We start from the raw sequence: 24,793 nt of genomic DNA on the forward strand, positions 1-24,793 counted from the left end.
CGGGAGGGCGCGGGAGGTCGGGCCGTGGGGGCCGGCAACGGGCTGTCGGGCCGTGCGAGGTCGGGCCGTGGGAGGTCGGGCCCTCGCGGTGGGGCGCGGGAGCGGTGCGGCACGGGAGCGGTGGGGCGCGGGAGCGGCGCGGCGCGAGCCCCGGCCGGGGAGGGCGCGTTCGGACCCGGCGGCCCGGCTGTGGGAGTCCCGCGCCAGGTCGGCCGCCGGATACCGGCGGCAGGTCAGGCGCCGGTGTCCGCCGGAACGTCAGACGCCGTACCCCGGAGACGGATCAGGCGAGCGCGCCCGGGCGGGGCCGGGCGTAGAGGTGCTGCCGCAGGACGGCGAGCAGGTCGGCGAAGGCGGCGTGGGCGTCGGTCTCGGCGAAGCGGTCGCTGTCCCAGGCGAGCCGGACCAGCAGGTCGTCGCCGTGCGAGGCGGAGACGGCGAGCGGGGCGGCGAGCGGTCGTCCGGCCAGGTGGGTCTCCCGGCCGGGCGTGCCGCCGAGCACCAGCGGCGGGCGGCGGTGCAGGTCCTCCAGGGTGAGCATGGCGTCCAGCGCGCCCGACCAGGCCGCCCCCGCGGTCCGTGCGGCGCGCACCACCTCGTCGAACGGGGTGCCGGCGTGGTCGAGGTCGTCCCACCAGGCGTCGGCGAGGGCGTCCAGGTCGTCGGTGGGGGTCGGACCGGCCGGGTGCACCAGGGTGTTGAGGAAGCAGCCGAGCGCGGCGGGCGCGCCGGGCGGGCGGCCGCCCCACGGGTAGCCGAGCGCGAGCGGCCCGTCCACGGGGTGCAGCCGGTGCGCGGCGGCCCCGACGGCGTCCAGCAGGGCCGGGAAGACCGCGCCGCGGGCGGCGCCCTCGGCGGCGGGCAGCCGCTCGGTGAGCATCCCGGTGGACGTGGCCGCGCCGCCGCCAGCCCCGGTCAGGGCGCCGAGCCGACGGCTCCAGTGGGCCTGGGCGGCGGTCCCGCCGGCGGCGTCCTCGGCGGCCAGTTGGAGTTCGACGGCCTGGCGGTAGTCGGCCAGCGCCTGCGGGCCGGGGCCCGCCGCCGGGGCGTCACCGCCCTCGTAGGCCTCGCTCAGCTCGGCGGTGAGCACCCCGAGCGACTGCTCGTCGCAGGCCGCGTGGTCGAGCGCGAGGGCGAGCAGCTCCTCCTCGCCGTCCGGGTCCCGGGCCACCAGCAGGCGCAGCGCGGGGCCGCCTGCGGGGCGGTCCAGCAGGGCCCGGCGCAGCGCCGCGCGGGCCGTGTCGCCGGGGGCGACGGTGATCCGGGCGGCCTCGGCCGAGGGGCCGCCGACCCGCAGGACGGGTGTGCCGCGCACGGTCGCGAAGCCGCCGGACAGGGCCGGGTGGTGGGCGGCGACCGCGGCCGCGGCGCGGGCCAGCCGCTCCACGTCGAGGGTGCCCCGCGGGTAGGCGAAGAACAGCGGGACGACGTCGGAGCGGTCGTGCGGCGCGAGTCGACGGGTGATCAGGAACCGTCGCTGGGCTCCGGTCAGTGGGAGCAGGTCAGCCGGGGAGTCCGCGGCAGCGCTGCGGTACCGGGCGAGGTAGGCGGAGGTGATGCTGGCGTGCACGGGAACGGTCTCCGGTTTCCGGTCGCGGCTCGGCAGGAGGTCTGGGGTCGGTCAGTGGGTGCTGGGGCTCACGGCGGGCTCCTCGGCGGCGCGATCGGGGCTGCCCCCGGCGGCGCTGTCGGGTGTGGTCGCGGTGGCGTCCCCGCCGGCGGCGGGCGACCCGGTACCGTCCGGGCCGCCCGGCAGCTCGCGCATCCGCCGCAGCGGCGACAGCAGCAGCGGCACCGGCACGAGCAGGAACCCGACCGCGCCGAGCCAGAGCGCGGCCCGCGGCCCGGCCGAGTCGGCGACGATGCCGCCGCCCAGCGCGCCGATCGGCAGCGTGCCCCACACCAGGAAGCGCATGGTGGCGTTCATCCGGCCGAGCAGCTCCGGCGGGCAGACGCTCTGCCTGAAGCTGACCTGGGCGACGTTGTAGGCGACCGCCCCGAACAGCACCACCCCGGAGGCGAGGCCGAACAGCACCACGCCCAGGCCGCCGTCGGACAGCGGCCACAGCACCGCGAACGGCGCCGTCACCAGCGTGGACAGCCAGATCAGCCGGGCTTGTCCGACCCACCGCGCCAGCCGGCCGGCGCACAGCGCGCCCGCCAGCCCGCCGACGGCGGAGACCGACAGCAGCACGCCGATGGCCCCCGGCGCCAGGTCGAGCACCCGCACCCAGAAGACGGTCTGCACGGCCATCAGCACGGCCGCGAACAGGTTGGACACCGCGGTGGCGGCCGCGATCGCCCGCAGCAGCGGGTGCCCGAGCACGAACCGGACGCCCTCCCCCACCTCGGCGCGCAGCGAGCGCCCGGGCTCCGGCTCCGCGAGCGGCTCCTCGACCCGGATCCGGGCGAGCAGCAGTGCGGAGACCAGGTAGCCGAAGGCGTCGGCCACGATGGCGAGCGGCGCGCCGAGCAGTTGGACCAGTCCGCCGCCGAGGCCCGGTCCGGCGATCTGCGCCGAGGACCGGACCGTCTCCAACGCCCCGTTCCCGTCGACCAGTTGCTCGCGCGGCAGGACGGCGGGCAGGAAGGACTGGTGGGCGACGTCGAAGAACACCGTCGCCACCCCCGTGACCAGCGCCACCAGGTAGAGCTGCGGCATGGTCAGCACCCCGAGCGCCGCCGCCGGCGGGATCGTCCCGACCGCCAGGCAGCGCACGAGGTCGGCGCGGATCAGCACCGGAAGCTTGCGCATCCGGTCCAGCCAGGCTCCGGCCGGCAGTCCGACCAGCAGGAAGGCGGCGGTCTCGGCGGCGGTCAGCAGGCCGACCTCGAACGGGGTGGCGTCCAGCACCACCACCGCCACCAAGGGCAGCGCGACCAGCGTGACCTGACTGCCCGTCTGGGCCGCCGCGGCGCCGGTCAGCAGGAGCCGGAAGTCGCGGTGGCCGAACAGACGGGCCCGACGGGGGTGAGGCTTCTCGTTCATTGGTTCGACTTTCCGTCACCCCTTCGACACCGGGCAACCACCGGGTCCGTTTCCGGACGAACCGCCGTTCGGCCGGATCCCGCCACTCCCCCGACCACCCCTTGCAGGCCTCTTACGCGCCCTTATGGCCCGGGCGCGGGGCCCCCGCGGCCGGTCGGCCTAGGCGGCACGGGCCGAGGAGCACCCGGGGCCCGTCGACGGTCGGCCGTCCATTTCTCCGTCCGATATTCGGACCCCTACTTTCCGGCCATCGGACGCCACCGCTCAACTTGGCCGGATTCCGTGGAGTACCGCGAGGACGTCACCCCACCGTGATATGGGCGTGACCGACGGTGGCCGCGTCGACCCATCGACCCGTCCGCCCGTCCGCATGTCGACCCGTCCGCATGTCCACCCGTCCGTATGTCGACCCGTCCACCCGACCTGCCGCGCCCTCAGTCCTCCGACCGACGGGTGATCGCCAGCACCGCCATGTCGTCGTCCCGCGGACCGCCGGTCCACCGCTCGACATCGGCCACCAGCGCGTCCAGCACCTCGCCCGGCCCGGCGACCGGCCCCAGCCCGGCCAGCCCGAGCACCGGGTCGTAGAACTCCCCCGCCGCATCCCGGGCCTCGGTCACCCCGTCGGTCACCAGCAGCAGCGTGCACCCGGGCGGGAACGGCCGGCTCTCCGGCGCGGGCCGCGCGACCCCCAGGCCGCCCATCCCCAGCGGCAGCCCCGGGTCGGCCGCGTCCAACCGCAGCACGGGCGGCGCGAGACGGGCGTCGGCGCTCAGCAGGTACGGGCCGGGGTGCCCGCAGTCGAGCGTGCGCACCACCCCCTCCCCCAGCGGGAGCTCCACCAGCAGCGCCGTGATGAACCCCTCCATCCGCAGCTCCTCGCTCATCTGGTCGGCCTCCCGGAGCAGCGAGTCCTCCAGCGCGTCCGCGAGCGCCGCCAGGTCCGCCACCCGGTGCGAGGCCTCCCGGAAGGCCCCCAGCAGCACCGAGACCGCCCCCACCGCCTGCAGCCCCTTGCCCCGCACGTCCGCGATCAGCACCCGGACGCCGAAGCGGGTGGTCTGCAGCGCGTAGGCGTCCCCGCCGATCAGCGCCTCGTCCTGGGCCGCGTGGTAGGAGGCCGCGACCGACAGCTCCCCCACCCGCCCCGGCGGCTCCGGCAGCACCGCCTGCTGCGCCGCCTCCGCCACCGACCGCACCCGCGCGAGCCGCCGCCCGTGCCGGGCCACCACACGGTTCACCCCGACCCCGAGCAGGGCGGCGAAGGCCGTGTTGGCCAGCTCCAGGAACCCGTCGGCGGTCCCGATCGACCCGTCCTGGGTGGACAGCACCAGGATCCCGGTCACATTGGCCAGTCCGACCGCACAGGTGTCCCGCAAGGTCAGCAGCGCCCCGGACAACACGGCGGCGGCGGCCAGCAACGGGTCACCCCAGTAGTCGGCCGGATCCAGCGAATTCCACACCAGCCCGCCGACGATCAGCAACCACGGCGCGACCCGCACATACGGCGGCCACTGCACGGACCTCGGGGGCATCGGCGACCTGGCTTCCGTCTCACCACCATCCGGAAGGGCTCCCTCCGATCGTAGCCACGTGCCGTCGGAACTCGCACGACGGATGACGTCGCCGGGCGGTGAGCGCCGAAGGACGGACGCCTCGTGAAGCGCCGACGCCCCACCCGGCCGGCGGGCGGCGCACCCCGCCGGCAGACGTCACCCCACCGCCCTCCCCGCTCTCCTACCTGCCGCAGGTCCTCACCCACCCGACCCGGCCTCCAACTGCCCAGCCCACCACGGACTCATCGGCCTGCACGAACGCGCCGAGAACCTCGGCGGCACCCTGACCAGCGGCCCCACCACCGACGGCGGCTTCCGCGTGCGCGCCACCCTGCCCGACCGCAGGCACTGACCCGGTGGTCGTCGGAGCGGCGAACCGATGCCTCCGGCGGTACCCGTGGCAGCGGGTCAGCGCACCCGTCCCCGTGGCTTGAGGGGCAGCGCGGGGAGTTCCGGGGCGCGGAGCCGGGCGCCGTCGTAGCCGTGGACCTCGCCGAAGCGGGTGGTGGTCATCCAGTCCTCGCGGGCCTGGAGGATCTCCTCACCGGATCGGCCGATGAAGTTCCACCACATATCACGGTTCTGCCGTTTCGTCCCAGGTCAGGGGCGTGATCGACCATCCAGCGTCAGCAAAAGGTCAGCAAGGCGCCCGGAGGTCGAAAACCATGGCAACCACCAACCTCATCCGCGGCATGGGCAGCGTCTTCAAGGAGTGCGAACACCCCGAGTCACGGTGGTCGCGCTGCCCGCACGAGTACAAGATCCGCTTCCGCAACGCAGCCGGGAAGCAGAGCGAGGAGTCCGGCTTCACCACCCAGGACAAGGCCAAGGCCCGCCTCGCCGAGGTCTACCAGACCCGCAAGAACAGCCCGCAGAGCCAGCGCAAGGCGGAACGCATCCAGAAGTACGGCCCGATGCAGTTCGGCGACTACGTCGCCGAGTGGAAGCCCAGCCAGCGCGACCTCAGCCCGGCCTCCGTACGGCACCTCGACTCACTGCTGGAGCACCACCTCTACCCCGCCTTCCGAAGCCGGCGGATGGGCACCTTCGACCACAAGGTCGTCGAGGCGTTCATCCAGACCATGGAGCGCAACGGCACCGGCCTCGCCACCCAGGCCAACGCCTTCGACAAGCTGAAGGCAATCCTCCTGGACGCCCACCGGCTCGGCCTCTACGACGACAACCCGCTCACCGGCGTCAAGCCCCCGCAGTACGACCCCAAGCGCACCGTCATCCCGTCCCCCGCCAAGCTCCAAGAGATACGCGCCGCCGGCGACGACATGTTCCTCCTCGTCGCCGACCTGATGAGCGGCTGCGGCATGCGCAACGGCGAAGCCCTGGCCGTCAACCTCAACAACATCGTCGCCGACGACATCTACCGGATCACCGAACAGGTCAACCAGACCACCAAGACCTACGCACCCCTCAAGCACCGCAAGGCCGGCGACTACCGCGACGTCCCCCTCCCCGCCCGGGTCAAGCACAGCATCGAGTGGTACGCGGACAAGTACGGCACCGTCGACGGCTACCTGCTCCGGCACCCCAAGGACCTGAGCAGGCCCCTGCCCAACCACTACCTCGACAACCAGTGGCGACGGATCAAGCAGGACGGCACCGTCGAGATCCCCGAAGGCATGGTCGTCTACGGCTTCCGCCACTTCTTCGCATCCAACTGCCTCACCCACAACATCCCGATCACCGACGTCGCCGAATGGATGGGCCACCGCAGCCTCGACATCACCTTCAAAATCTACCGCCACCTCATGCCCGGCTCCATCGGCCGAGCCGCCCAGGTCCTCGACCTCGGCCTCGCCGCCTGAACACGCGGAGGCCCTGCCCCCGAACCGGGGCAGGGCCTGCACGGAGCATTCCTACGGACTCAGCCACCCAGCAGCCGCTGCTGCTTCACCCACGCCTGAACCTCGGACACCTTGAACTGAAGCTTTCCGTTGCGCCCAACCCCGAACCTGTATGGCACCAGTCCGACCCGGGGCGCTTCCCGATACACCCACGCCACGGACATGTTCAGGTACTCCGCGGTCTCCTTGACGCTCATGAACTGCCCGGGCACAGGTCCTCCTTCGACGACTAGGGACCGCTACCGGGTCCCACCACCCCAACCTTCCGGTCAGGCAGCGATTTGGCCGGGCCGGAACTTCGCGATAACGGGCAGACGCGGCCCTGATTAGAACACCGATCACATCAGCACCCGCTACCTCGACTATGGCGGCGCACGCGGTCTCAGCGCCGACCGCCTCCACGCGGACGGAAGCATCTCCGCCAGCCGTTCCGGCGGACGCCGAGCAGCTGACCGTACGGCTGGTCCTCCTCCGGGCCCGGACGAACTCGGGTATCGGATCCCGTTTGACGTCGACCCGCTGGGCTGACGAACAGATGAACCGGTGGAGCGGCCCGCGCGGGGCATGGGCACCCACTCGGGCCGCTTCCGCCCCCGCTCGGAGGGCCGAACCGCTCTGGAGCAGCTACGCGCGCTGCTCGGGGAACCCGCATGCTGGGGTTCGGCCAGGCCCGCGATCTGGGATGCCAGTGAGCTGTACCTCGGTTTCCGGCTGCCGGCCGACCTCAAGGCGTTCCTCGATCTGTACGACCCCGGCTCGGTGGACGGTTACCTGACGATCAACCGGCCGATGGACACAACACCTGCCGAGCTGGAGCGCTACTGGGGACCCCCACCTGAGCGTCCAGCCTGGTACGGGGAGATCGCCGACGGCTGCTGGGAGGTGGACGAGTCCGACGTCCGATCAGGCGTTCTACTGCCGTGGGGAAGCGACGAACACGGCAGCCGGTACTTCTTCCGCGCGTCGAGGACGATCCCACCGAGTGGCGGATCATCATCAGCAGTGACGAGGGCAAGTGGTTCGAGACGGCCGGGACGTTCACCGAGTTCCTGGTGCGCTGCTTTCACCGGATCGACCATCCCGACTTCATGGACTCCAGCTGGCCGAGGCCCGGCGCGCGCTACGAGGCCCGTGCATGACCCCGCACTCAGCGTCCCGGATCACTACCCTTGCGTCGGCTTGAGCGAGCACGCAGTACGGCGCACTTGCCACCACGCCGAATCTCGCAGGTCAGGGCCTTCCCCATCCGCCGCGAATGACGCGTGATGCCACCTCATGACACCCAGTCCGTGAGAGGCTGCGGACAACCAAGCCTTCGGAGTCTTGCCTCACGTCACCACCAGGAGACGCTTCGATGCTCCGCCCTGGCATGAGCGTCAAGCCGGACGGCAGGACCTCCCGGCGCCGGCGAGTCATAGCGCTCAGGCAGCGCTCCCGGAGACCATATGGTTCTGTAGGAAGGACATGATCTCCGGAGTCGCCCGAAAGTTCCGCACATCGACGTGATTGATTCCGGCCGCGCCCAGCCGGTCGATATCCAGAAGAAAGCTCTCACCGTCCGTCGACAGCATTCCCAAACGCTCCAGGCATTCGACTATTCTGGCGGCTTTCGGATCCCCCCGGATCACGTACCGGTCCAGCTGCGCCCGGTTGGCGGATAGCCTCCTGCTACTCCCCAGGTGGACGGTACTCCGGAAACGCGCGAGTATTCGCCTGAGCGTATAGAAGTAATCGCCGAGAGCGACCTCCCCGGGCACGCGGGGAGCCCGGTGGTTGAGAAGAGATCCTTCGATCTCCGCCCCGGCCACGGAGAACACCCCGCCGCCGAACGTACGGACGTGAAGCGAATAGTCGGAGATGACGAGCTCACTGTCGATAGACACCGGTCCGTCCTCCGTGGACTCGACATACAGCGAACCGGCCTCGATCGAGAGGCACTCCGCCCTGATGGAGACGGACGGTCCGAGCTTCACCACCTGGCCCGGGGCAACGATCTCGACAGTCCCCGCGTAGTCCACCGAAAGGCCCTGACAGCGACTCGGCAGACGCAGACTGCGCCCGGCCACCTGAAGGGGAACCCGGGCGTCGTCGGGGCGCCGGCCCCTCGCGGCTCGCCGGACCTGCAGCTCGCCGGTCTCCTTATCGGCACCGATAGCAAACTCGTATTCCAGAGCACTGTCCCGTCGAGCCGCGAGTGAAGAGATCAGCAGATCGCACCGGTCCGCCGGAAACGCACCGGTACCGGTGTCCGAGGAGTTCACCATCTCCACAATGAACGGGGCTAGGGCGGGAGAGGGGAGGCTGTCCGCCTGCCTCAGCTGCCGGATCACTCGTCCGCCGACCTGGTCGACGATCTGGTCGCTGAGCACCATGGCGTACATGTAGTCGCGGAAGATTCCATTCACGTACTGCCGGTCGGTCGTGACGAACGGGTGGAGGCGCAGCTGTTGGGCCACCTGCTCCCGGTATGTCTCCTTGAGAGGTTCCGGGAGGAGTGCCGGAAGATCGACGTCGGTGCTCTCCGCCTCCACAAGGGACAGCAGTCGCACACACTGCTCCAGCGGGTTGTAGGCCAGAGCCTGGGCGTCGAACATATCCTTGGAAACCATGTCCTCGTATTGCCACGCGTCCAGGAACTTTCCCTTCTCCCGCACCAACAGATCCTCCGTCAGGGTCTTGATAATCTGCCATTCCGGAACAGATTCTGGCGTCGAAGGCGTGTCGCCGGCAAGGCTCCCAATCATATCGGAGAAGTTTGGAACGCACAGGTAAGAGGCGATGGCATCGAGCACCGGAGAGTATCCGAGAAAACGCCAGGCGCTCTCATCGCCCCAGTAGTCGCCGGTTGCCACACCCAATCCTCTGGCGATTCTCCCGAGCACCATTTCCCGCACCGCGCGATAAGGCTTGGGATTATCCCGGTGCACGAGCGCCCCTTTATACAGCCGATCGAGCTTCAGGTCGATGTACTTCTCTGCCTCGCCTTTCGAGAAATACTCAACCGACAAGCGGCGAAGGGGCAGGCCCTCCTGCTTGAAGGTGTCGATCACCCAGTCCGCCGTATCCAGGCGCGCGAGCATGACGACGTTGCCCAGGCCGACGGAACCCCGGAGAACCCGGCAAATTCCCTGCAGAAAGGCTTGGAGGTTGAGCTCGCCGGAGAGGAGCGACGTCTCATCGAGCGCATCCAGGACAATGGCGGCATTGTTACTCCGCAGCAGGTCGCGGAATTGTCCGGCAGCTACCATGCCGAGCGCCTCGGCCAGTATCCCCGTAAAGTCGGTGGCACCCACCCGCTGTCCGGCCAGATCGACTAGGGGTGCACCGCATCGCGCCGCTATCGCCCGGGAGCACGTCGTCTTGCCCGCCGCTGCCGGGGCCACGATAAGGACCGCAGCGGCTGCAGCATTTGGGTCGCCGTCCTCCGCGAGCCGAGGCGAGACGAAGTCAGGCTGAACGTCTCTGACGAATTTCAGCCCTCTGGTTGAGTCCTCCACTGGAAAGGTCCGGCTGTCGACTCTCGGTAACTGGTCAGCAAATCCGTTGACGTCCACGGAGAGCACCACTCCTTCTCACCTCGCCCGTCAGCGGCCGGGGCGTCCAGCGGACGCATTCCTTACACTCCAGTCGAACGCTCCCCGGGCAATCTGGCAACCTAGGCTCAGGTGGCGATCAACCGCCCGCTGCCAGAACATGGAACGTGTTCCCTCGTCTTCGGCTGCACCGACCGCACGAGCCCAACTGGGGTCGTGTGGTGCCGCACGCAATGTCGCTGGGCATTTTCGCAACCGGGGTGAGTACGGTCGTCCTGATCGCGGAGGGCGCTGCGATAAGCCTGGTCGTCGCGACCGCCATCCTGACCACCCTGATCGCGGTGTACCGGGCAACCGCCTTGTGGTGGGTGAAGCTCGCGGAGCGTGACGAGGGAGAGATCACGGCGAGCGGCGGGACGGTCGTCAGTCTGCTCGCCGAGCCGGATCGGGCGGCTCAGGCCATGTCGACGTCAGGCACGCTGCTCGTCACGGTGCAGGGAGTCGTCCTCGGTTTGGTCTTCACCTTCAACAAGGGTCAACCAATTCTGATCACGGCGAAAGTCGGCATCGGCTCACTCGCTTTCGGTGTCTGCGCGGGCCTGTTACTCGTGTCGCTGTGCACCTTCTCCCTACCTGGTCGACGGACCCGAGCGGTGTCGAACCTCCTCTTCACCCTTGCCATCTGGAGCTTGAGTTACGGATTGGTGTGCATCGCGGCCGCAGCGATCGCGTCGTGATGCCGCTGAGCCACCCACCGGAGGCCAGCATGGAGACAGCCCTACAAATCGCCGCGGTACGGGCCTTGCAGCAGGCAGGCCTGCTCGCGTATCGGGAGGAATCGCTGAGGGCCGTCGGGCAGTACGCCCTTGAGTTGGCCGAGACCAGTGCAATGACGCTGGAGTCGATAGACGCATTGGTGGCGCACGACTGTGTCGGTGCGGCGGAGTTGGCGGTGGTGGAACAGGCGGCGGGCGGCCACACAATAGAGCTGCCCGTCACTGTACACAAGGCGCACATGGTTCTGGCCTCCATCAAATGGAACTGCTCGGGCCTATATTGCCCCGCGCCGACCGCACCGGACCAGTACCACGCTGACCGGATTACGTTGCTGTCAGGAGACGCGGAGAAGATCGCAACCCTGGCCGGCACCGGCCTTGAGCTCATCTCCCCCCGGGCCTTACACGACCTTGTCCGCCGCATCGAAGACGGCTATCGAACTCAGCCGACGAGCAGGCTCCGGGCCTTCGGCGCCGGGCGCGGGCTCCGGTTGCAGGGCGTTCTCTGGCGACTCCAGCTCACCATCGACAAGCGGCCGGGCTTCCTGGAACCGCTCGACACCGCCTGCCTCGACACCGTGCAGGAGCTGGGCCTGCACGCGGAGCCAAGAGCCTGGTCGTCGACCGGGGCAGCGGCGCGCGCACGCCGCAACGAGGAGTTGCTGCACTCCATCGAGGAGATGTCGTTGATCGACCTCGCTGATTTCGTCCGGGCCTTCGAGGCTCGGTTCGACGTCGTATCGGCTGGCGCCCCGACCGTGGTCTCTGCTAGCGGCGAGAGCGCTCCCGCGATCGAGCAGCAAGACGAATTCGACGTCGTCCTACAAGACGCCGGCAACCAGAAGCTGCGGGTCATCCGAGAGGTACGCGCGCTGACCAACCTCGGGCTGAGCGAGGCCAAGGACCTCGTCGACAGCACTCCGCGACCGCTCCTGTCGAAAGTCAGCAGGGAGACCGCCGAGCGGGCCAAGTCCCAGCTCGAACGGGCTGGCGCCTCCGTCGAGGTCAGGTAACGGTACCGTCGTCGACTGGTGGCGCAGCTCGACCGCCAGGTCGCGCTGGTCGGAGAGTAGGTAACGCGTGAAATTCCCCTGCTGCCTTAGCAGACTGGCGCGTTGACCGAGGTGGTGGAGTGGTGCGCGCAGGCTGTGGCGGCCACAGGTAGAGCCGTGACATCGGGCTTCCCTGGCGTACCCCGACCACCGCGGCCAGGGTCGCGACCGGCAGCAACAAGATCGACGGATGGGAGTTCTGGCGGCTGACCATCGCCGGTGTGGAGCAGACCCTCGCTGATTTCCGCGCCAAGCACTTCCCACCCATCGCACCGGTCTGAGCGGCGGGCGTCGGCAGTGATGGCGATGATGTGGCCCTCCTTGTTTGCTGCGTGATCCCTCGCAGGGACGGCGCATCTCGGCGGCGAATCCGGATGTGTGCAAGTCGAAGAGATCTATCCGCGCTGGGCGGGGCAGCCAGCGCTCCAGACGGCGTCCCGGCCAAGGGGTGTGCCCTACGCCGAGGCCATACGCCGCGCCTAACGCCTCAGACCAGTTGGCTCTCGATTTCGGCAACGAATCTCGTAGGCCCGGGAGCACGGTCCTCCGCCGGGTAGTACCTGTTGGCTGGCCGCTTGTATCGGTCGCCGGCGATAAGGATCGCCTCGTTCTTGGCACGGGTGATGGCGACGTAGAACTCGCGGCGCGCCTCTGCCACCTGTGAAGGTCCGGGCGGCCGACCTGGGAAGTAGGAGGGCACCAGTTCTTCAACGAGACCGGGAAGGAGCACAATCGAGAATTCGCGGCCTTTGGCACTGTGGTAGGTGGTCAGAGCGATATGACCCGGCATTTGGCCGCCAGCAAGCTCAGCCATGGTGATCGGCGAGGATTCCAAGTCCTGCAGCCTCTCAGCGGTGTCATGATCGCGCGGGTCCCGGCTGGCCTTGGCCAACGTTCCAAGGTCCATGCCCGGTCGAAGCGCCTCCAGGAAAGCCCGCGCGTCGTCTACCGGTGCGGGCCGCTGCTGCGCGTCCAAAAGTTCCGCGAGCTGCCGTGCGAGCGCGCGACGTGTGTCGTCGGGATGGGCGATGCCTGCCACTTGGAGCTGTCGCTTCCAGATGGAGGCAAGGTCTCGCAGAGGCAGAGCAGGGACCCTTCCCGTGCTTCGGGGGTTGCCTGCGCTCACGGGGCCGGCCAAAGCCCTTGCGGCGCACCTGGCCACAAGATCGGCGAGCGGGCCCTCCGGGCGGCGGCGATGCTTCTCCCGGTCGTACGGCACTCCTGCGGCGTCCAGCTGTTGGGAAAGCGCATCAAGTACTGCTCCTTGCGCCCGGTACAGGATCGCGATGCTCTCCGGGGTGACTCCTGGCTCGCGGAGCCGGGCGCCGACGATCTCGACGGCGAGTGCCGCATGTTCGTCGAGGCCGCCGCCAACGTGCCTGACTGTGACCGTGCCTGCGTCCGTCCGTGTCGGGTTCGCCTTGTATCCGCGGTCTCGACCGAGAACGGCGCGCCCGGCAGCGACGAGGCTGCTTCCGCTGCGGTAGTTCAAGGTGAGCTGGATCGGGTGGAATCCTCGTTCGTACAGCCGCCGCAGGTACCGGACGTGAGCACCCTGGTATGCAAACAGGATCTGGTCGGGGTCGCCGACGGCTGTGACCGTGGCACCGGCATCGAGTAGGACCTCGACGAGCGCATGAAGGACGGGGCCGAGGTCCTGGTACTCGTCGACCACGATGTGCGGATAGCGGGCGACGAGTTGCTCTCTGGCAGTCCTGCTGCGGCGTAGTAGTGCGACGGCGCGGCCTGTCATCGCTTCGAAGTCAATGAGGTCGTTCTCTCGCAGGAGTTCTTCGTACCGGTTGACGGTGCGCTTGTAGGTCAGGTCATAGCTCGTGGTGGACTCCCCCGCGTAGAGATCTCTACGGAGGCGGTTGAGAGTGGTTCTGTCCCGCGAGGTCGGAGTGCCCAGGCCGGACTCGTGAGCAGCCTGGTCCATCAGTTTCTTGCAGGTCGCGGCTTCGGGAACACGGGTGGTTTCCCGATCGAAGCCTTCGTCGATCAGGTGCGCGTACGGCCTGAGAACGCTGTTGAGGCAGAAGGAATGAACGGTTGCGCTGGTGAGACGCCGTCCAGGGCGGATCCCGAGCCCGTGCAGTCTTGTGGTCATCTCATCGGCTGCGGCTTCGGTGTAGGTCAGAGCCGCAACGCCCCGTCGGGAGCTGGTGGTTGTGAGAAGGACGCCGACTCGGGCCACCAGGGTCCGGGTCTTCCCCGCTCCCGGTCCGGCGATCACGATCACGTTACCGGCGTGGGTCGCCGCTTCACGTTGCTGCGGGTCGAGTTCCTTGATCTCGGCAGCCAGGACCGGCGGCAGTGGTAGCGGTGTGGTTGACGTGGTGGTCATGCCGGGCTTCCAGAGTTCGCGGCTGGGCCAGTTTCCTCATCGGGTGTCGGTGTGCGGGGGCGAGCGGGCAGCAGGGGTGTTCCTCGGACGGCCTGGCTGAGGTTTTCCAGCAGGGTCAGGATCGTTCCAGCTCCGGGGATGCTTCTGAGTTCGGTCTGGGAGAAGGCGTCGTCGGACTTGTCGGAGTAGAACTCGGCCAACCTGGTGCGTAGGTCCATGCCCGCCACGTGGCCGGCGAGTCGCTGGCTGAACCGCCCCTTCCCAATCTTCTCGATCTCGGCGATGTAGTCGGCTCGCTCGTCCGCTGCGGCCGTGCCGGCCTCCACGGGTTCGAGCAACGTCTTGAAGGCCGCCCGGCTGCTGGGCCGGGACTTGAAGTCGTTGTACGTGGCTATCAGTTCTTCGCTGAGGAGGTTGGCAATGTCGACCTCCAGGGTGTGCTGTCCCACGTAGATGCGCGCGCTTCGCGCCCTCACGACCTGCCGTGAGCGGCCGGGCCGCATGCCCGTTGCCGGGAGGTCGGCCTTGGTGATGGAGTCGATTCCGTCCTTCAGCCTGCTTGCGAGTTGCGTGCGGTCGGCCAGTTCAGCGAGCTGCTGGGCACGCCACAGGCCCGGCTCCTTGAGCCAGGTTCTCTCGGTTCCCTTGTCTGTCGGGGTCGCGTTGGCAGCATCGCCGTCGGTGAGAATCCAGTGCGGCCGGTTGAGCGCCTGCGGACCGAGAAGCTTCGCGTAGGGGGCGAAGTCGGTTCCCTCGACGCTGGAGACGACGATTCCGTGGTCGTCGAAGTCGAATCCTGCGGCTTTCGCGAGCGCCGGCAGCAGGTAGGCGTCGGCGGCTCCCTCCACGAAGATCACCTCGCGGGCGAAGAGGATCTCCGCACGGGTGACGTTGAGATAGCGCTCAAGGTCCACAGCATCCGCGGCGCCGATGACGCCGGGGGGTACGACGGTGGCCGTCGTGTGGCCGTTGCGGAAGTCGGCCAGCACGATACTCGACAGCGGGGTGACGGCGGCGATGTGCGGGCTGTGAGTCGTCAGCAGGAGAGGAGTGGGTTCGCGAAGTAGGTGTGCGAAGACCTTGCGCTGCAGGCTTGGGTGAAGGTGCGCCTCGGGTTCCTCGACAGCCAGGATCGTGTCTTCCCCGTCCGTCACCGAACGGCGGAAGCGCAAGTGCTCCAGGAGGAGCGCCAGGTAGACCACGTTCGCGGTTCCGGTCGAGGCGCAGTCAATACCGCGTGTGGCGGCGGCGTCGGTCAGCAGCTGGACGCTGCGGATGAGGTCCTCCTCCCGGCCGGCGAAGTCTAGGGAGGGCACCAGGGCGAGCTGGGACCCCGCAAGCAGCTCCAGCCGTCGTGTGAGATCGGCGACGAGCTTCTTCACGTTATCGTCGTTGTTGAGTTGGCTCCGGGCGGCTTTGAGGGCGGCCAAGGTGTTCTGGATGCTCTGCTCCGCCGGCGGCGTATCCCGCAGCAGCCTTGTCAGTGGGCTGCGGTCGGCACGCCGGAAATCGCCCTCGGCATCGCGCAGTGCGTGGAGGACGGTCAGCGGGACGTGGTCCATCGCGTGCCGCATGGGTTGCGTCGGATCGTTCCCGCCGTAGATGTCGTACGCGTAGTCGTCGATGGTCAGGGCCCGGCCGAGCGTGCCAGCTTCCACCTTGGGTCCGAAGGTATAAGTCAGCCGCGCGACGCGAGGCTCCCCGTCACGGCTGACAAGGCTGCCATCGAAGGTCCCTTGCGCGTCCGCGTCATCGTCGAAGTCCGTCAGGTCGACCTCGATAGTGACGGTTGGGTTCGAGTCGGCCGCAGCGCCGTCATGGATGTCGTCCGCCTGGAGCCGGCGCGCGCGGCTGGAAAGCTCCGGATCCAGGACCAATCGAAGGGCGTGAAGAAGGTTGCTCTTGCCGACCCCGTTGAGCCCAAGGATGACGGCGGGGGTAGGGAACGGTTCGATCAGGAGATCGCGGAAGTTCCGGAAATTCTTGATTCGCACCCTCGACAACCGCATGCAGTCCCACTCCTAGAACCGTCCCCACACACGCGCTGCCCGCGCGCGCCACCCTTGCCGCTAGAGACTACCCACTCGCCCTGGGCACGTTGCCGTCGACCAAGTCATCTGGTAGGTAAAACCGTCCGCCCTATGGGGATTGACGCCCACCTCCACGCCCGCTTCCCAATCCTTCCAAAGTCGCCAACCTGCTCTTCGCCGACCTTGCCGAGCTGACGATCAGCACCGGCATGAGCAACGGTTGGCCTCGCCCCCTACACCTGGGTGAGGCCAACCTGTCCGGAAGTAACCCATTTATCCGAATCTTTCGCATTGGTGCGACATCCACCGCAGCTTGTTCGAACCAGCCCCGGACTGTCAGAGTCGCGTGTCACGCTGGCTCTGTGAACTACGGCTATCTCGTTCCTGTGCCGCCGGGGCTCTACGCCAACGAGAAGGAGCTTGCCGAGAGCGTTCTCAGCATGCTCGAACCGCACTTCCACATCGACACAGAGGTACCTGGGAGATACTGGACCGGCGAGAAGGTTCGCATCGACGCCGTATTACGTCCCCACGATCCGGAACCCTGGTTCGACGAGAACCCGACGTTCGGGATCGAGTTCAAGCTCCCACCCGACGATTTCGAAACCAGGACCTTCGCGGAGTGGATAGCCCAGGCAGTGGACTACTCACACTGCACCTTCGAGGAGTATGGCCGGCTAGCGGTCTTCCTCTGCCCTTCACCGTTCAACTCCCTGATGGCCGCCCTGAGCGACCATCATGAGCGCCTTGCCACCACGAACACCTTCGAGTACCAGCGGCGCCTTGCCGCCACGCTCTGGAGCATCGGGGGGAGGCCGGAACCAACCGAGGAACAGATCAATGCCGAGGCCCGCGCCCGGCAGCGGCAGGAGCACAGGCGGCTGGAAACGATCGAAGCCGGAGCTAAGGCTGAAGGCTTCAAAAGCGCCGACGACCGTTCCAGGAAGGCGTGGCTCGACAAAGCCGCGTTCATGGCTCACATCATGGGGCAGCTCAACATAGGTGAGCTGATGCCACACCAGATGTATGGATGGACGCTCCTCAGGACGGGACAGCGTCTCTGGAGCGAACTGGACGGCGTGGCCCGCCGGATGGGGAGCGTCCGCCCGCATCTTGGCTCACGGTAAGCCCTACGAGGCGATACCCAATTCGCACCGAGGTGCAGCTGCTAAGCCGTGGGCGAAACGCGGCGACGCCAGCGTCCACCCATGAGGAGCTCCGCGGGACAGTGGACAGCGATATGGACTGTCGCGGTCGGCCTGCCCGCCCAAACCCCCGGCCGCCACATCGTGCGCTGCGATGGCTTCCCCACAGAGGACCCGGCCCGGGCCGCCCCGCGCCGCCCTGCTCGAGCGCCACAACGGATTCTTCACCACCGATCCGAACCAGACCGTCGCCGATTCCCTCACCGCCTGGCCTACGCCAAAGCCCCGGTCCTTGAGCGCACCACCCTGACCAGCCATCGGCACCTACGTCGCCCTCATCGGCGTCTGCCGTACCGCCCGGACCGCCGCGCAGGAGGTCACAGCCGTGCCCGGCTGACCCGCCACTGCAAGTCGGCCGATCTGTCGCCAGCCCATCGAGCTGATAGATCATCATAGAGGCTTCGGCCTAGACCGCTTTCTGGAGACCTGCAACGATGAGAACTCCCCATGCAGCCGGCCACGTGCCAGCCGCCCACCCCGCGTTCCTCCGGGGAACCATCCACGCTGAGAACAAGATGGCCACGCAGATCGCACACGGTCACTTCTGGGAAGAGGAACATGTCACCCATGAGTTGTGCGAGCAGATGTTCCCAGAGGTGCGGTACGTGAAATTCAACCGCCCTCAGGAAACACGGATCGGCGCCGACTATCTCTGGTGGTGGTCCGATCCCGACGGCCAATCCTTCGGATGCCTAATCCAAGCCAAGAGCCTCAAGAAGCGAGCGAACTCATGGCGGGTCGGGTCAGACGACCCGAGCAAGCTCGACAAGCAGCTGACCCGGCTTCTCGCCGCGGCCGACCAGCTCCAGGTCCCCGCCGCCGTCAGTCTCTACGCCGGGGACGCCGCCTACCGCCACGACCTCGTCTGCTCGTTCGGCCATCAGGACGCCCCGTGCAACCGGCGCGAAGGCGCCGCAGTTACCCTTCTCCCCGCATTGCCGGTCCTGCATGACAACCGCCACCAGGTGGGACGGTCTCTGATGGCGCGGCTGCCTGTTGGCGGTGTCGATGGTGCCGACGTCTTCCATCAAGCCCTCCCCCTGGTCCGCCTGACGGATCCTGGGCCCGACCCGCAGACCATCACCTATACGGACCTCGACCTGCAGGGAATTCGTCGCGATCTGCGGCCCTTCTTGGTGGAGGACCAGACTGGCGCCCGCAAGGTCGCGAAGATGCTCTACGACGCTATGCGCTGCTACCAGACCAGCGACAGCATGCCCAAGGACCGCCTCGCCTATATGAGTCCCTGGCAGCTGCCGTCCCGTCTCGACTTCACCCGCTCCACCTCCATCCGCCATATCCACCGTGGCCTACGCTCCGAGCTGCCCGACTACGTCGAGCCCGCCCTGGCCGGCGCCGTGCCCAGCAGCGTTGCCCAGTACGCCGCTGGCCTCGTCCTGGTCCAGCTTTAACCGACGGCTCGAGGGTCTGGCAGGCAGCGCCCGGCTCTCCGAGGGCCGGCCCTCGGAGAGCCGGGCGCTGCCTCTCTACACGATGTACTCGTCCATCAGCGATGCGAGGTGGACGACGGCGGGCCACGTTGTCGCGATGGTGGTGTGGGCGTGGAGGCGTCGTTGGGCATGGGCGTACATGGCCCAGTCGGCGGGGTCGTCGCCCTCCTGCAGGAAGGCCGGGATGATTTCCAGGGAGGCCGGGTTGGAGCAGGTTCGGGTCCGGTTCAATGTCTGGGCGGGGTCGAGCTTGGTGATGGCGAGCGAGGTTTGGTTCTGGTCGGAGCGCGGGTTGACGCCCCAGAAGGCGCGCTCGGCGATCTCCACGATGCCGGAGAATCGACCGTACCGGGCTACCTGAGTTGGCTCGCCGCTCTCGTCGTCCTGGCCGGCCGCCATCTCCCAGGTGACGCCGAAGGCTCGGGGGACCGCCTCGCGGTCGCTGGCTTCGCGCAGCCTGATGACCCGCAGGCCGGGGTGATCTCCAGGCTTTCGGGCAGTAGGAGTCACCTCGGGATCCTTCATGTCGATCCCGGGCAGGACGAGTTCGTCGAAGGTGATTCGGCTGTCCTGCAGCCAGGGCCACACGCCGTGTTCACTCAGGCGCGCGCGGCGCACAAGCAGGAGTCGGTTGGCCGTTGAGTCGAGGGCAAGCGCCTGGGTGATGAAGTCGGCAAGTGCCGCGCGGGAACTACGGAGGGAGATGCGGCCGCGGCCGGCGACCAGTGCCTCTGGCAGCGCAGTCAGTGGCATCGGTTCTTCAGTCGGGTGACTGGGGGTGGGCATGAGCTGCGCGGAAGGCGGTGCGTCGGTGTGCTGGCGGATCAGGATAGGGACGATCCGCTCGCCAGCGGGAGCAAGCCAGAGCGTGATGAGCTCGAACGGTCCCTCGATCCCGCGTGGGAGGGGGAGCTTGGGCAGGTGTCCGGCCTGGCGCAGCGCGTCGTTGAGGGCGGAGGCTGCCCGTTCGATGTCGGTGGTGGAGAAATCGGTTCCAGGGAAGCGCTTGGCGAGGGCTGCCTTGGTGGGGTTGGGGTTGGCCGGGGCGACGGGGCGCAGGCATTGCACGTTGCGGCGCAGGGTGGGCAGGACCTTTTTGAAGAACGGCTTGGGGTCGCGCTGGCGAGTGCGGGAGAAGTAGGCCGGACCTTCCATTTCGACGATGCAGGCGATCGGTTCGCTCAGCCGGGGAAAGGCTTCGGCGAGCTGGGCCGCACGTTCGGCTTCGCTTTTCTCGTAGGCGACTCGGCGGGCTGCGGGGTCGGTGTCGGTGGAGCGAGGAAGGCCAGCAGTCAGGCTACCCGGGTCACGGCGGTGGAGGGTGAGGTTGATCGGCCCGGTGAGGTGCGCGGCGGTGCTGGTGGTGGGTTCGGTGGGTGTGAGGCCGAGCTTGGTGGCAGCTGCGGTCAACAGGGCGTCCCAGGTTCGGTCCGAGGTTGCCCAGGCTTCGAGCGAGTAGGTGGGGGTGATGGGAAGTTCGAGCGGCAGGCGGGCCTTCGAGCGCGTCGCCGCCTTGCGGTTCGGGGTGAGGGGCCGCAGGCCCTTGTCCTCAAGCTGTTGGGCGACCTGGGTGAGGATTTCCATATGGTCGCGGGGCTGGTAGCCGGTGCCGACGGGGTGCTCGTGGGTGGCGCGAGCCGGAGGACTGTCAGCGGAGTCCGGGTATCGGTAGGTCATGCCGGTGCTGTGGACGATGTGTGCGGCAAAGGGCTGGCCGGCTGCGTCTCCAGGGGCGGTGCGCAGTTGTTCGAGGCTGGGTGGCTGGTGGCGGGTGAGGCGGGCGAGGATCTCGGCGGCCCCGGGCTGCCAGGACCATTCGCTTCGGTCGCCTCGGGAGCGGATGGTGACCGCGCTTTGGAGGAGCATCGGGCGCTCGTGACCGTGGACGAACCCGTCTTTGGCGGACAGCAGGACACTGATGGTGGGGTCGCCGTATCCGCGTCGGGGGATGTAGTCGACCGGGTGGGTGGCGAGCCGGGTCATGCTGAGGTTGACGTGCAGGTGGATCTCTGAGACGCCAGGCACTTTTTCAAGGTGGAAGGTCAGCACGTCCACGCTTGCACCGGCTGCGCCATCGTCGTCGATGAGTGTCTCGGGTGTGCCGAGGTGGAGGGTGCGGCGGCCGTCGGCGCGGGTGGGGCCGAGTCGGAGGTCCCTTTGGTGGCCTAGGAGTTGCAGGCCGGTGGTGGTCACGTGCTCGGCGGCGAGGCTGGGGAGGAGGTCGAAGACGTGATTTTGGGGGTTGGCGGTGCCGTTGGGGTGGAGTCCGTGGTCGGCGAGGTCGAGGTCGTCTGCGGCCCAGTCGAACTGGCCGGCGTTTTCGAGGAGGGTGTACCAGTCGGTGTCGGGGAGGTGGGGTGCGACGCGGGAGGAGGCCCAGGCGGAGAGTGCGATCAGCAGGAGGTCGGGGTCGACTTCGGTGCGGGCGCGGATCCAGGCGGGGTCGCGGGGGTTCCAGTGGACGGCGGTGATGTCCGGGTCGATGAGGGTGAGCAGGTCCTCGAGCGAGCGGGTGGGCAGCTGGTCGGGTCCATTGCGGGGTCGGCGGCTGGGGCGGCTGTGCCAGGCGTTCTCGAGGAGGGTGAGCATGGCTGGCGGGCAGGTGGTGCGGTAGCCGGTGCAGGGCCAGGTGGCGCCCTTAGTGAAGGTGAGCACGGTGGCCTGGGTGTGGCGGTAGACGGGCATTAGCGGTGGCCCCAGTCGATGGTGTCGAGGAGGTGGGAGGCCAGGCCCCAGCAGGCCTGGGCGAGTGCGTGGTCGAGGCGTTCGGTCGCGGTGGCGGTTGGGCCTTGCTCTGTGAGCCAGCCGTGCAGGAGCTGTTGGGCGGCGACGATGACGCTGGTGCGCGGAGTGTCAGCGGTGGTGTCGTCGAGGTTTGCGGTGCGGGGTGCGAACGCCGCGTCGCAGAGGTAGACGAGGATCTTCTCGTTGCCGCGGATGCCGCGCCCGATGGTCTGGTGGAGCGGGACGAGGAAGTTGCCGACGAATGCGGCGTGTTCGACCGGGTCGGTGAGGCGACTGAATAGGACGGGTTCACCGACCCGTCGCTGCCAGCGGCGTCGTTCGGTGTGGCGCAGGATGCGGGCGAGGTCGACCGGGTCAGTGTGGTCGGGGGCGGTGAGGTCGATGGGGTGACGGAGGCGACGCATGGCCTCGCGGCTGAGCAGGGAGAGGGGGAAGGTGGCGTCGTCGGCGGGCGGGTGGATGCGTGCCAGGTAGAACACGGCGCCCAGGGCGGCGACGCCGCGGGCGTTGAGGATGTTGTGGCCCCGTTGGATGGCGCCTTCAGCGGCTACGAGGATGTCGGCGCCGGAGGTGGCGAAGGAGGCCAGGCGTCGCCGGGGGATGCTGTGCCGGCTCGGGGGGTCGTCGTCGCGGATGACGTGCAGGGCTGTGTACGGGGTCTTGTGGTTGATGTAGTCCGCGACGGTCTGGGCGTCACTGGTGCTCTGGACGGTGAACAGCACCTGCTGGCGGTCGGCGGCGAGACGTTGGCGTGCCCGTTGCAGGAGTGACTCCGTGGCCCCGGGTGGGGGGTTGCAGATCCAGTCGGCGGCCGTGCTGAGGGCGAAGGTGTGCAAGGCGGGGTTGCCGCCGGTGCCTGAGATGAAGACTGGCCGGCCGTCGCGGTAGCGGGGCGGCCGGAAGAACATGTGGCTTTCCAGCAGCGCCGCTCGGGCTCGGGCCGGCTCGCGCAGGACCAGGTCGGGGGTGGCGTCGAGGTGGAAGCGCGGAGAGGCGGGCATCCAGCTGGTGGCGGACGCCAGGATCACATTCGGGCCTTCGATGCCTTCGCTGGCGAGGAGGTCGTGCAGGTGATAAAGAAGCCAGCGGCCAACGCCGCGCAGCCACAGGATGCTGAAGGAGCCACTATCGCCGCCCGGGTTGGGCTGCCACTGAAGGGCCATCAGGTTCCCTGCGGCCTGCTCAGGGACGAAGGACATCAGGTCGCGGGGTGGCTGGCGGCTCCAGAAGTCATCGCCATCTCCGGTGAGTGACTTGGTGATAGCGGGCAGACGCTGGGCAACCTCGAAGAACGAGGTCGTGATGCGGGCCGCCCACAGGCCGGTCTGCAGGATCTGCCCGAGTTCGGCAGATGTGCCGCGAACGGCCGCATCTTCACCGAGGGACGGCTGGTGCTCCTTGATCCACGCCTCGGCAGCGTCCTGGGCGGACACGAGGGTGTCGTGGGTCGCGGTCATGGCTTCGATCAGCTCGGCCCAGTTCTCGGGCGGGGCCTGGAACGGGGCGGTGACCAGCGGCTCGAAGTGTTCGTCGAAGAACAGGTCGGCCGCCTCCTCCATGTCCGCGTTGTGGGCGAAGTCGTTGCGCTCACCGAGGCCATGCAGGTTGCGCGCAAGGCGCCTCAGGAGGCTGTAGCCGGTGAACGGACCCTCGGCAATGACGGTGCGTAGCTCGTCCGCGCTCGGGTCGATCATCAGCTGGTAGAGCTCAGTCAGGGCCTGGTCGTGGCGACGGAAGTATCTGTCGCCGGCTCTTACTTCCGGGTCGAGCAGGTCGAGGAACCAGGAGTGCTCCAAGCGCTGGCCGATCCGGTCCCCGACCCGGTGGCTCCAGCCCCTGCCTGGTTGGGAAAGGATCTCGTTCAGCAGGAAGCGGTCGTCGAACTGTTGCTGCACGGTGTCCGCCTCGTCCACCAGCAGCACATCGAGGTGGTGTTGGGCTGCTTCAGCGACGCGGACATCGATCTGCGACTGGGGCATCATGGTGGAGGCGAGGCCGGCCGCGGTGGTGACCCAGACCTGTGCTTCGGCCACCTTGCGTGCGGTCGCATGGGCCGGACAGACCGGGAGGATCGGGCAGTCCCCGCGCCCTTTCTGGCCGACCACCGTGAGCATGCCCGTGCAGGGCCGTTCCTCTCTTGGCAGTGTTTCCCGATCGGTCCTGCTGGTCAGCCGCAGTTCCTCCAGGTAGCACTGGTCGTCGGCGAACTCGGCGGCGGGGTCGGGGCCAGTGGGGAAGGTGGTGTTGCCGTCGTACAGGAGCGAGCGCCAGTAGCGGTCCTTGTGGAGGCCCTCTCGGGTGCGGCCGAAGATCGGAACTGTGCCGATGCCCAGGGTCTGCAGGAAGCTGACCTTGGCGTAGACGTCGCTGCCCGAGGCGAGGACGAATCCGACCTTGCCTCCGCGGCGGGCGACGATGAATGCGATCAGGTCCAGCAGGGTGGACTTGCCGCTGTTCATCAGCCCGACCACGTGCCACAGGCCGACGACAGAGACCTGTTCATCGTCATCTCGCAGATCGCGCAGGCGGCCTGTGGACCTGTCGGTCACGAGCGCTTCGATCCGTTTCAGACGCGTCTTAAAGTCGCGGTTCTCGACTTCCGGATGGCCGGCCAGGATCTCGTCCATCTCTGCGGCGGCCCGGCGAAGGTCCCCCTTGGTGAGGGGGATCGGCGTCCTGGTACGGCAGCTGGTGGCTGGCAGCATGGGCAGGGGCTGGGCCGCCACGAAGGTATCGGGGATGCGAATCTGCTCACGACTGCCATCGGCACGCTCGAAGGAGCAGGTGGACCCTGGCGGCACCGGTTGGAATGTCCGGCGCGTTTTGTAGGGCACGGATTTCTGCAGGGCCTGCCGGTAGAGGTCATGGCGGGCCGCGCCGTACGGGGTGCCGCGCCGGGTGAACACGGTCGAGGGCTCTGCCCTGTGCCCGCGCATCTCGCCCGGCTCGAAGCCCCGCACCTGGGCCGGCAACTTCACATAATGGTCCAGCTTCTCGCGCAGGGTGCCGCTCTTGGCCATAGGTCCCATCAGCTCCCGCAGTGTGCGGATTTGCGGGTCCAGCTCGGGATCGATGCGCATGTACCCGGCGAGCACGGGCCACAGCGCGCCGGTGCCCTCACCGGGCAGATGGTCGGCCAGGAAGGACAGTCCGAGTTCAAGAGCGCAGAGCTCGCGCGGCTTGAGCGGACCGAGCAGCGGCCGCACGCACTCGTCGTTCAGCTCGGCCACGAGGCGCTTGCTCCACGAGA

The 24,793-nt window shown here is 68.3% G+C and carries 15 protein-coding genes and 1 pseudogene; 6 read left to right on the forward strand and 10 right to left on the reverse strand.

Going from position 1 to position 24,793, the window contains the following annotated elements:
* Window positions 1-283: 283 nt before the first annotated feature.
* From OG618_RS08140 to OG618_RS08160, 4 genes and pseudogenes are all read right to left on the reverse strand, one after another.
* Entirely contained in the window at window positions 284-1,570 is a 1,287-nt protein-coding gene (locus OG618_RS08140) for a non-ribosomal peptide synthetase (RefSeq protein ID WP_329486621.1), read from the reverse strand.
* Window positions 1,571-1,621: 51 nt separating this feature from the next.
* Window positions 1,622-2,989: an MFS transporter gene (locus OG618_RS08145; RefSeq protein ID WP_329486622.1), complete on the reverse strand. Its 1,368-nt coding sequence runs from the start codon at window positions 2,987-2,989 to the stop codon at window positions 1,622-1,624.
* A gap of 434 nt (window positions 2,990-3,423) precedes the next feature.
* Window positions 3,424-4,524, reverse strand: coding sequence for a PP2C family protein-serine/threonine phosphatase (locus OG618_RS08150; RefSeq protein WP_329486623.1), 1,101 nt, complete (start codon window positions 4,522-4,524; stop codon window positions 3,424-3,426).
* 429 nt (window positions 4,525-4,953) lie between these two features.
* Window positions 4,954-5,118: pseudogene (locus OG618_RS08160) on the reverse strand (pirin family protein); the annotation flags it as partial.
* Window positions 5,119-5,210: 92 nt separating this feature from the next.
* Here OG618_RS08160 and OG618_RS08165 point away from each other — a divergent pair.
* A complete protein-coding gene (locus OG618_RS08165; protein ID WP_329486624.1) occupies window positions 5,211-6,365 on the forward strand; it encodes a tyrosine-type recombinase/integrase in 1,155 nt (384 codons plus the stop codon).
* Window positions 6,366-6,424: 59 nt separating this feature from the next.
* Here the strand turns inward: OG618_RS08165 and OG618_RS08170 are convergent, their stop codons facing one another.
* Window positions 6,425-6,616, reverse strand: coding sequence for a helix-turn-helix transcriptional regulator (locus OG618_RS08170; RefSeq protein WP_329486625.1), 192 nt, complete (start codon window positions 6,614-6,616; stop codon window positions 6,425-6,427).
* A 708-nt stretch (window positions 6,617-7,324) separates the two neighbouring features.
* Between OG618_RS08170 and OG618_RS08175 the strand changes: the two genes are divergently transcribed.
* On the forward strand, window positions 7,325-7,543 hold the full coding sequence (locus tag OG618_RS08175) for a hypothetical protein (RefSeq protein WP_329486626.1): 219 nt from the start codon (window positions 7,325-7,327) through the stop codon (window positions 7,541-7,543).
* A 282-nt stretch (window positions 7,544-7,825) separates the two neighbouring features.
* Here the strand turns inward: OG618_RS08175 and OG618_RS08180 are convergent, their stop codons facing one another.
* The gene (locus OG618_RS08180; protein ID WP_329486628.1) at window positions 7,826-9,958 is read right to left on the reverse strand and encodes a hypothetical protein; all 2,133 of its coding nucleotides are present in this window, start codon (window positions 9,956-9,958) and stop codon (window positions 7,826-7,828) included.
* A gap of 212 nt (window positions 9,959-10,170) precedes the next feature.
* Here OG618_RS08180 and OG618_RS08185 point away from each other — a divergent pair, with 212 nt between their 5' ends.
* Complete coding sequence (locus OG618_RS08185) at window positions 10,171-10,674, forward strand: hypothetical protein (protein ID WP_329486629.1); 504 nt, start codon at window positions 10,171-10,173, stop codon at window positions 10,672-10,674.
* 632 nt (window positions 10,675-11,306) lie between these two features.
* On the forward strand, window positions 11,307-11,726 hold the full coding sequence (gene rplL / locus OG618_RS08190) for a 50S ribosomal protein L7/L12 (protein WP_329492041.1): 420 nt from the start codon (window positions 11,307-11,309) through the stop codon (window positions 11,724-11,726).
* A gap of 526 nt (window positions 11,727-12,252) precedes the next feature.
* Here rplL and OG618_RS08195 read toward each other — a convergent pair.
* Together OG618_RS08195 and OG618_RS08200 are read right to left on the reverse strand one after the other, a co-directional pair.
* The gene (locus OG618_RS08195; RefSeq protein ID WP_329486631.1) at window positions 12,253-14,112 is read right to left on the reverse strand and encodes an ATP-dependent helicase; all 1,860 of its coding nucleotides are present in this window, start codon (window positions 14,110-14,112) and stop codon (window positions 12,253-12,255) included.
* A complete protein-coding gene (locus OG618_RS08200) occupies window positions 14,109-16,121 on the reverse strand; it encodes an ATP-dependent nuclease (RefSeq protein ID WP_329486632.1) in 2,013 nt (670 codons plus the stop codon). The genes OG618_RS08195 and OG618_RS08200 overlap by 4 nt, the downstream gene beginning before the upstream one ends.
* 383 nt (window positions 16,122-16,504) lie before the next feature.
* On the opposite strand from OG618_RS08200, the gene OG618_RS08205 reads away from it, so the two are divergent.
* Both OG618_RS08205 and OG618_RS08210 read left to right on the forward strand, forming a co-directional pair.
* Window positions 16,505-17,269: a hypothetical protein gene (locus tag OG618_RS08205; RefSeq protein WP_329486633.1), complete on the forward strand. Its 765-nt coding sequence runs from the start codon at window positions 16,505-16,507 to the stop codon at window positions 17,267-17,269.
* A gap of 593 nt (window positions 17,270-17,862) precedes the next feature.
* Window positions 17,863-18,759 carry a hypothetical protein gene (locus OG618_RS08210; RefSeq protein ID WP_329486634.1) on the forward strand — a complete coding sequence of 299 codons (897 nt, stop codon included), beginning with the start codon at window positions 17,863-17,865 and terminating at the stop codon, window positions 18,757-18,759.
* Between the two features lie 75 nt (window positions 18,760-18,834).
* On the opposite strand, the gene OG618_RS08215 is transcribed toward OG618_RS08210, so the two are convergent.
* Both OG618_RS08215 and OG618_RS08220 read right to left on the reverse strand, forming a co-directional pair.
* Window positions 18,835-21,453 (reverse strand): pPIWI_RE module domain-containing protein, encoded by a 2,619-nt coding sequence (locus OG618_RS08215; protein WP_329486635.1) that lies wholly within the window; start codon window positions 21,451-21,453, stop codon window positions 18,835-18,837.
* Between the two features lie 29 nt (window positions 21,454-21,482).
* The gene (locus OG618_RS08220) at window positions 21,483-24,773 is read right to left on the reverse strand and encodes a hypothetical protein (RefSeq protein WP_329486636.1); all 3,291 of its coding nucleotides are present in this window, start codon (window positions 24,771-24,773) and stop codon (window positions 21,483-21,485) included.
* Window positions 24,774-24,793 lie beyond the last annotated feature (20 nt).

The sequence above is a fragment of the Kitasatospora sp. NBC_01246 genome, from assembly GCF_036226505.1.
GTDB lineage: Bacteria > Actinomycetota > Actinomycetes > Streptomycetales > Streptomycetaceae > Kitasatospora.

Bases quoted from the DNA above. Each gene is read 5' to 3' on its own strand.
- OG618_RS08210 (WP_329486634.1), top strand. From the start codon at position 17,863: ATGGCCACGCAGATCGCACACGGTCACTTCTGGGAAGAGGAACATGTC.
- OG618_RS08195 (WP_329486631.1), bottom strand. From the start codon at position 14,112: ATGACCACCACGTCAACCACACCGCTACCACTGCCGCCGGTCCTGGCT.
- OG618_RS08150 (WP_329486623.1), bottom strand. From the start codon at position 4,524: ATGCCCCCGAGGTCCGTGCAGTGGCCGCCGTATGTGCGGGTCGCGCCG.
- OG618_RS08200 (WP_329486632.1), bottom strand. From the start codon at position 16,121: ATGCGGTTGTCGAGGGTGCGAATCAAGAATTTCCGGAACTTCCGCGAT.
- OG618_RS08145 (WP_329486622.1), bottom strand. From the start codon at position 2,989: ATGAACGAGAAGCCTCACCCCCGTCGGGCCCGTCTGTTCGGCCACCGC.
- OG618_RS08185 (WP_329486629.1), top strand. From the start codon at position 10,171: ATGTCGCTGGGCATTTTCGCAACCGGGGTGAGTACGGTCGTCCTGATC.
- OG618_RS08165 (WP_329486624.1), top strand. From the start codon at position 5,211: ATGGCAACCACCAACCTCATCCGCGGCATGGGCAGCGTCTTCAAGGAG.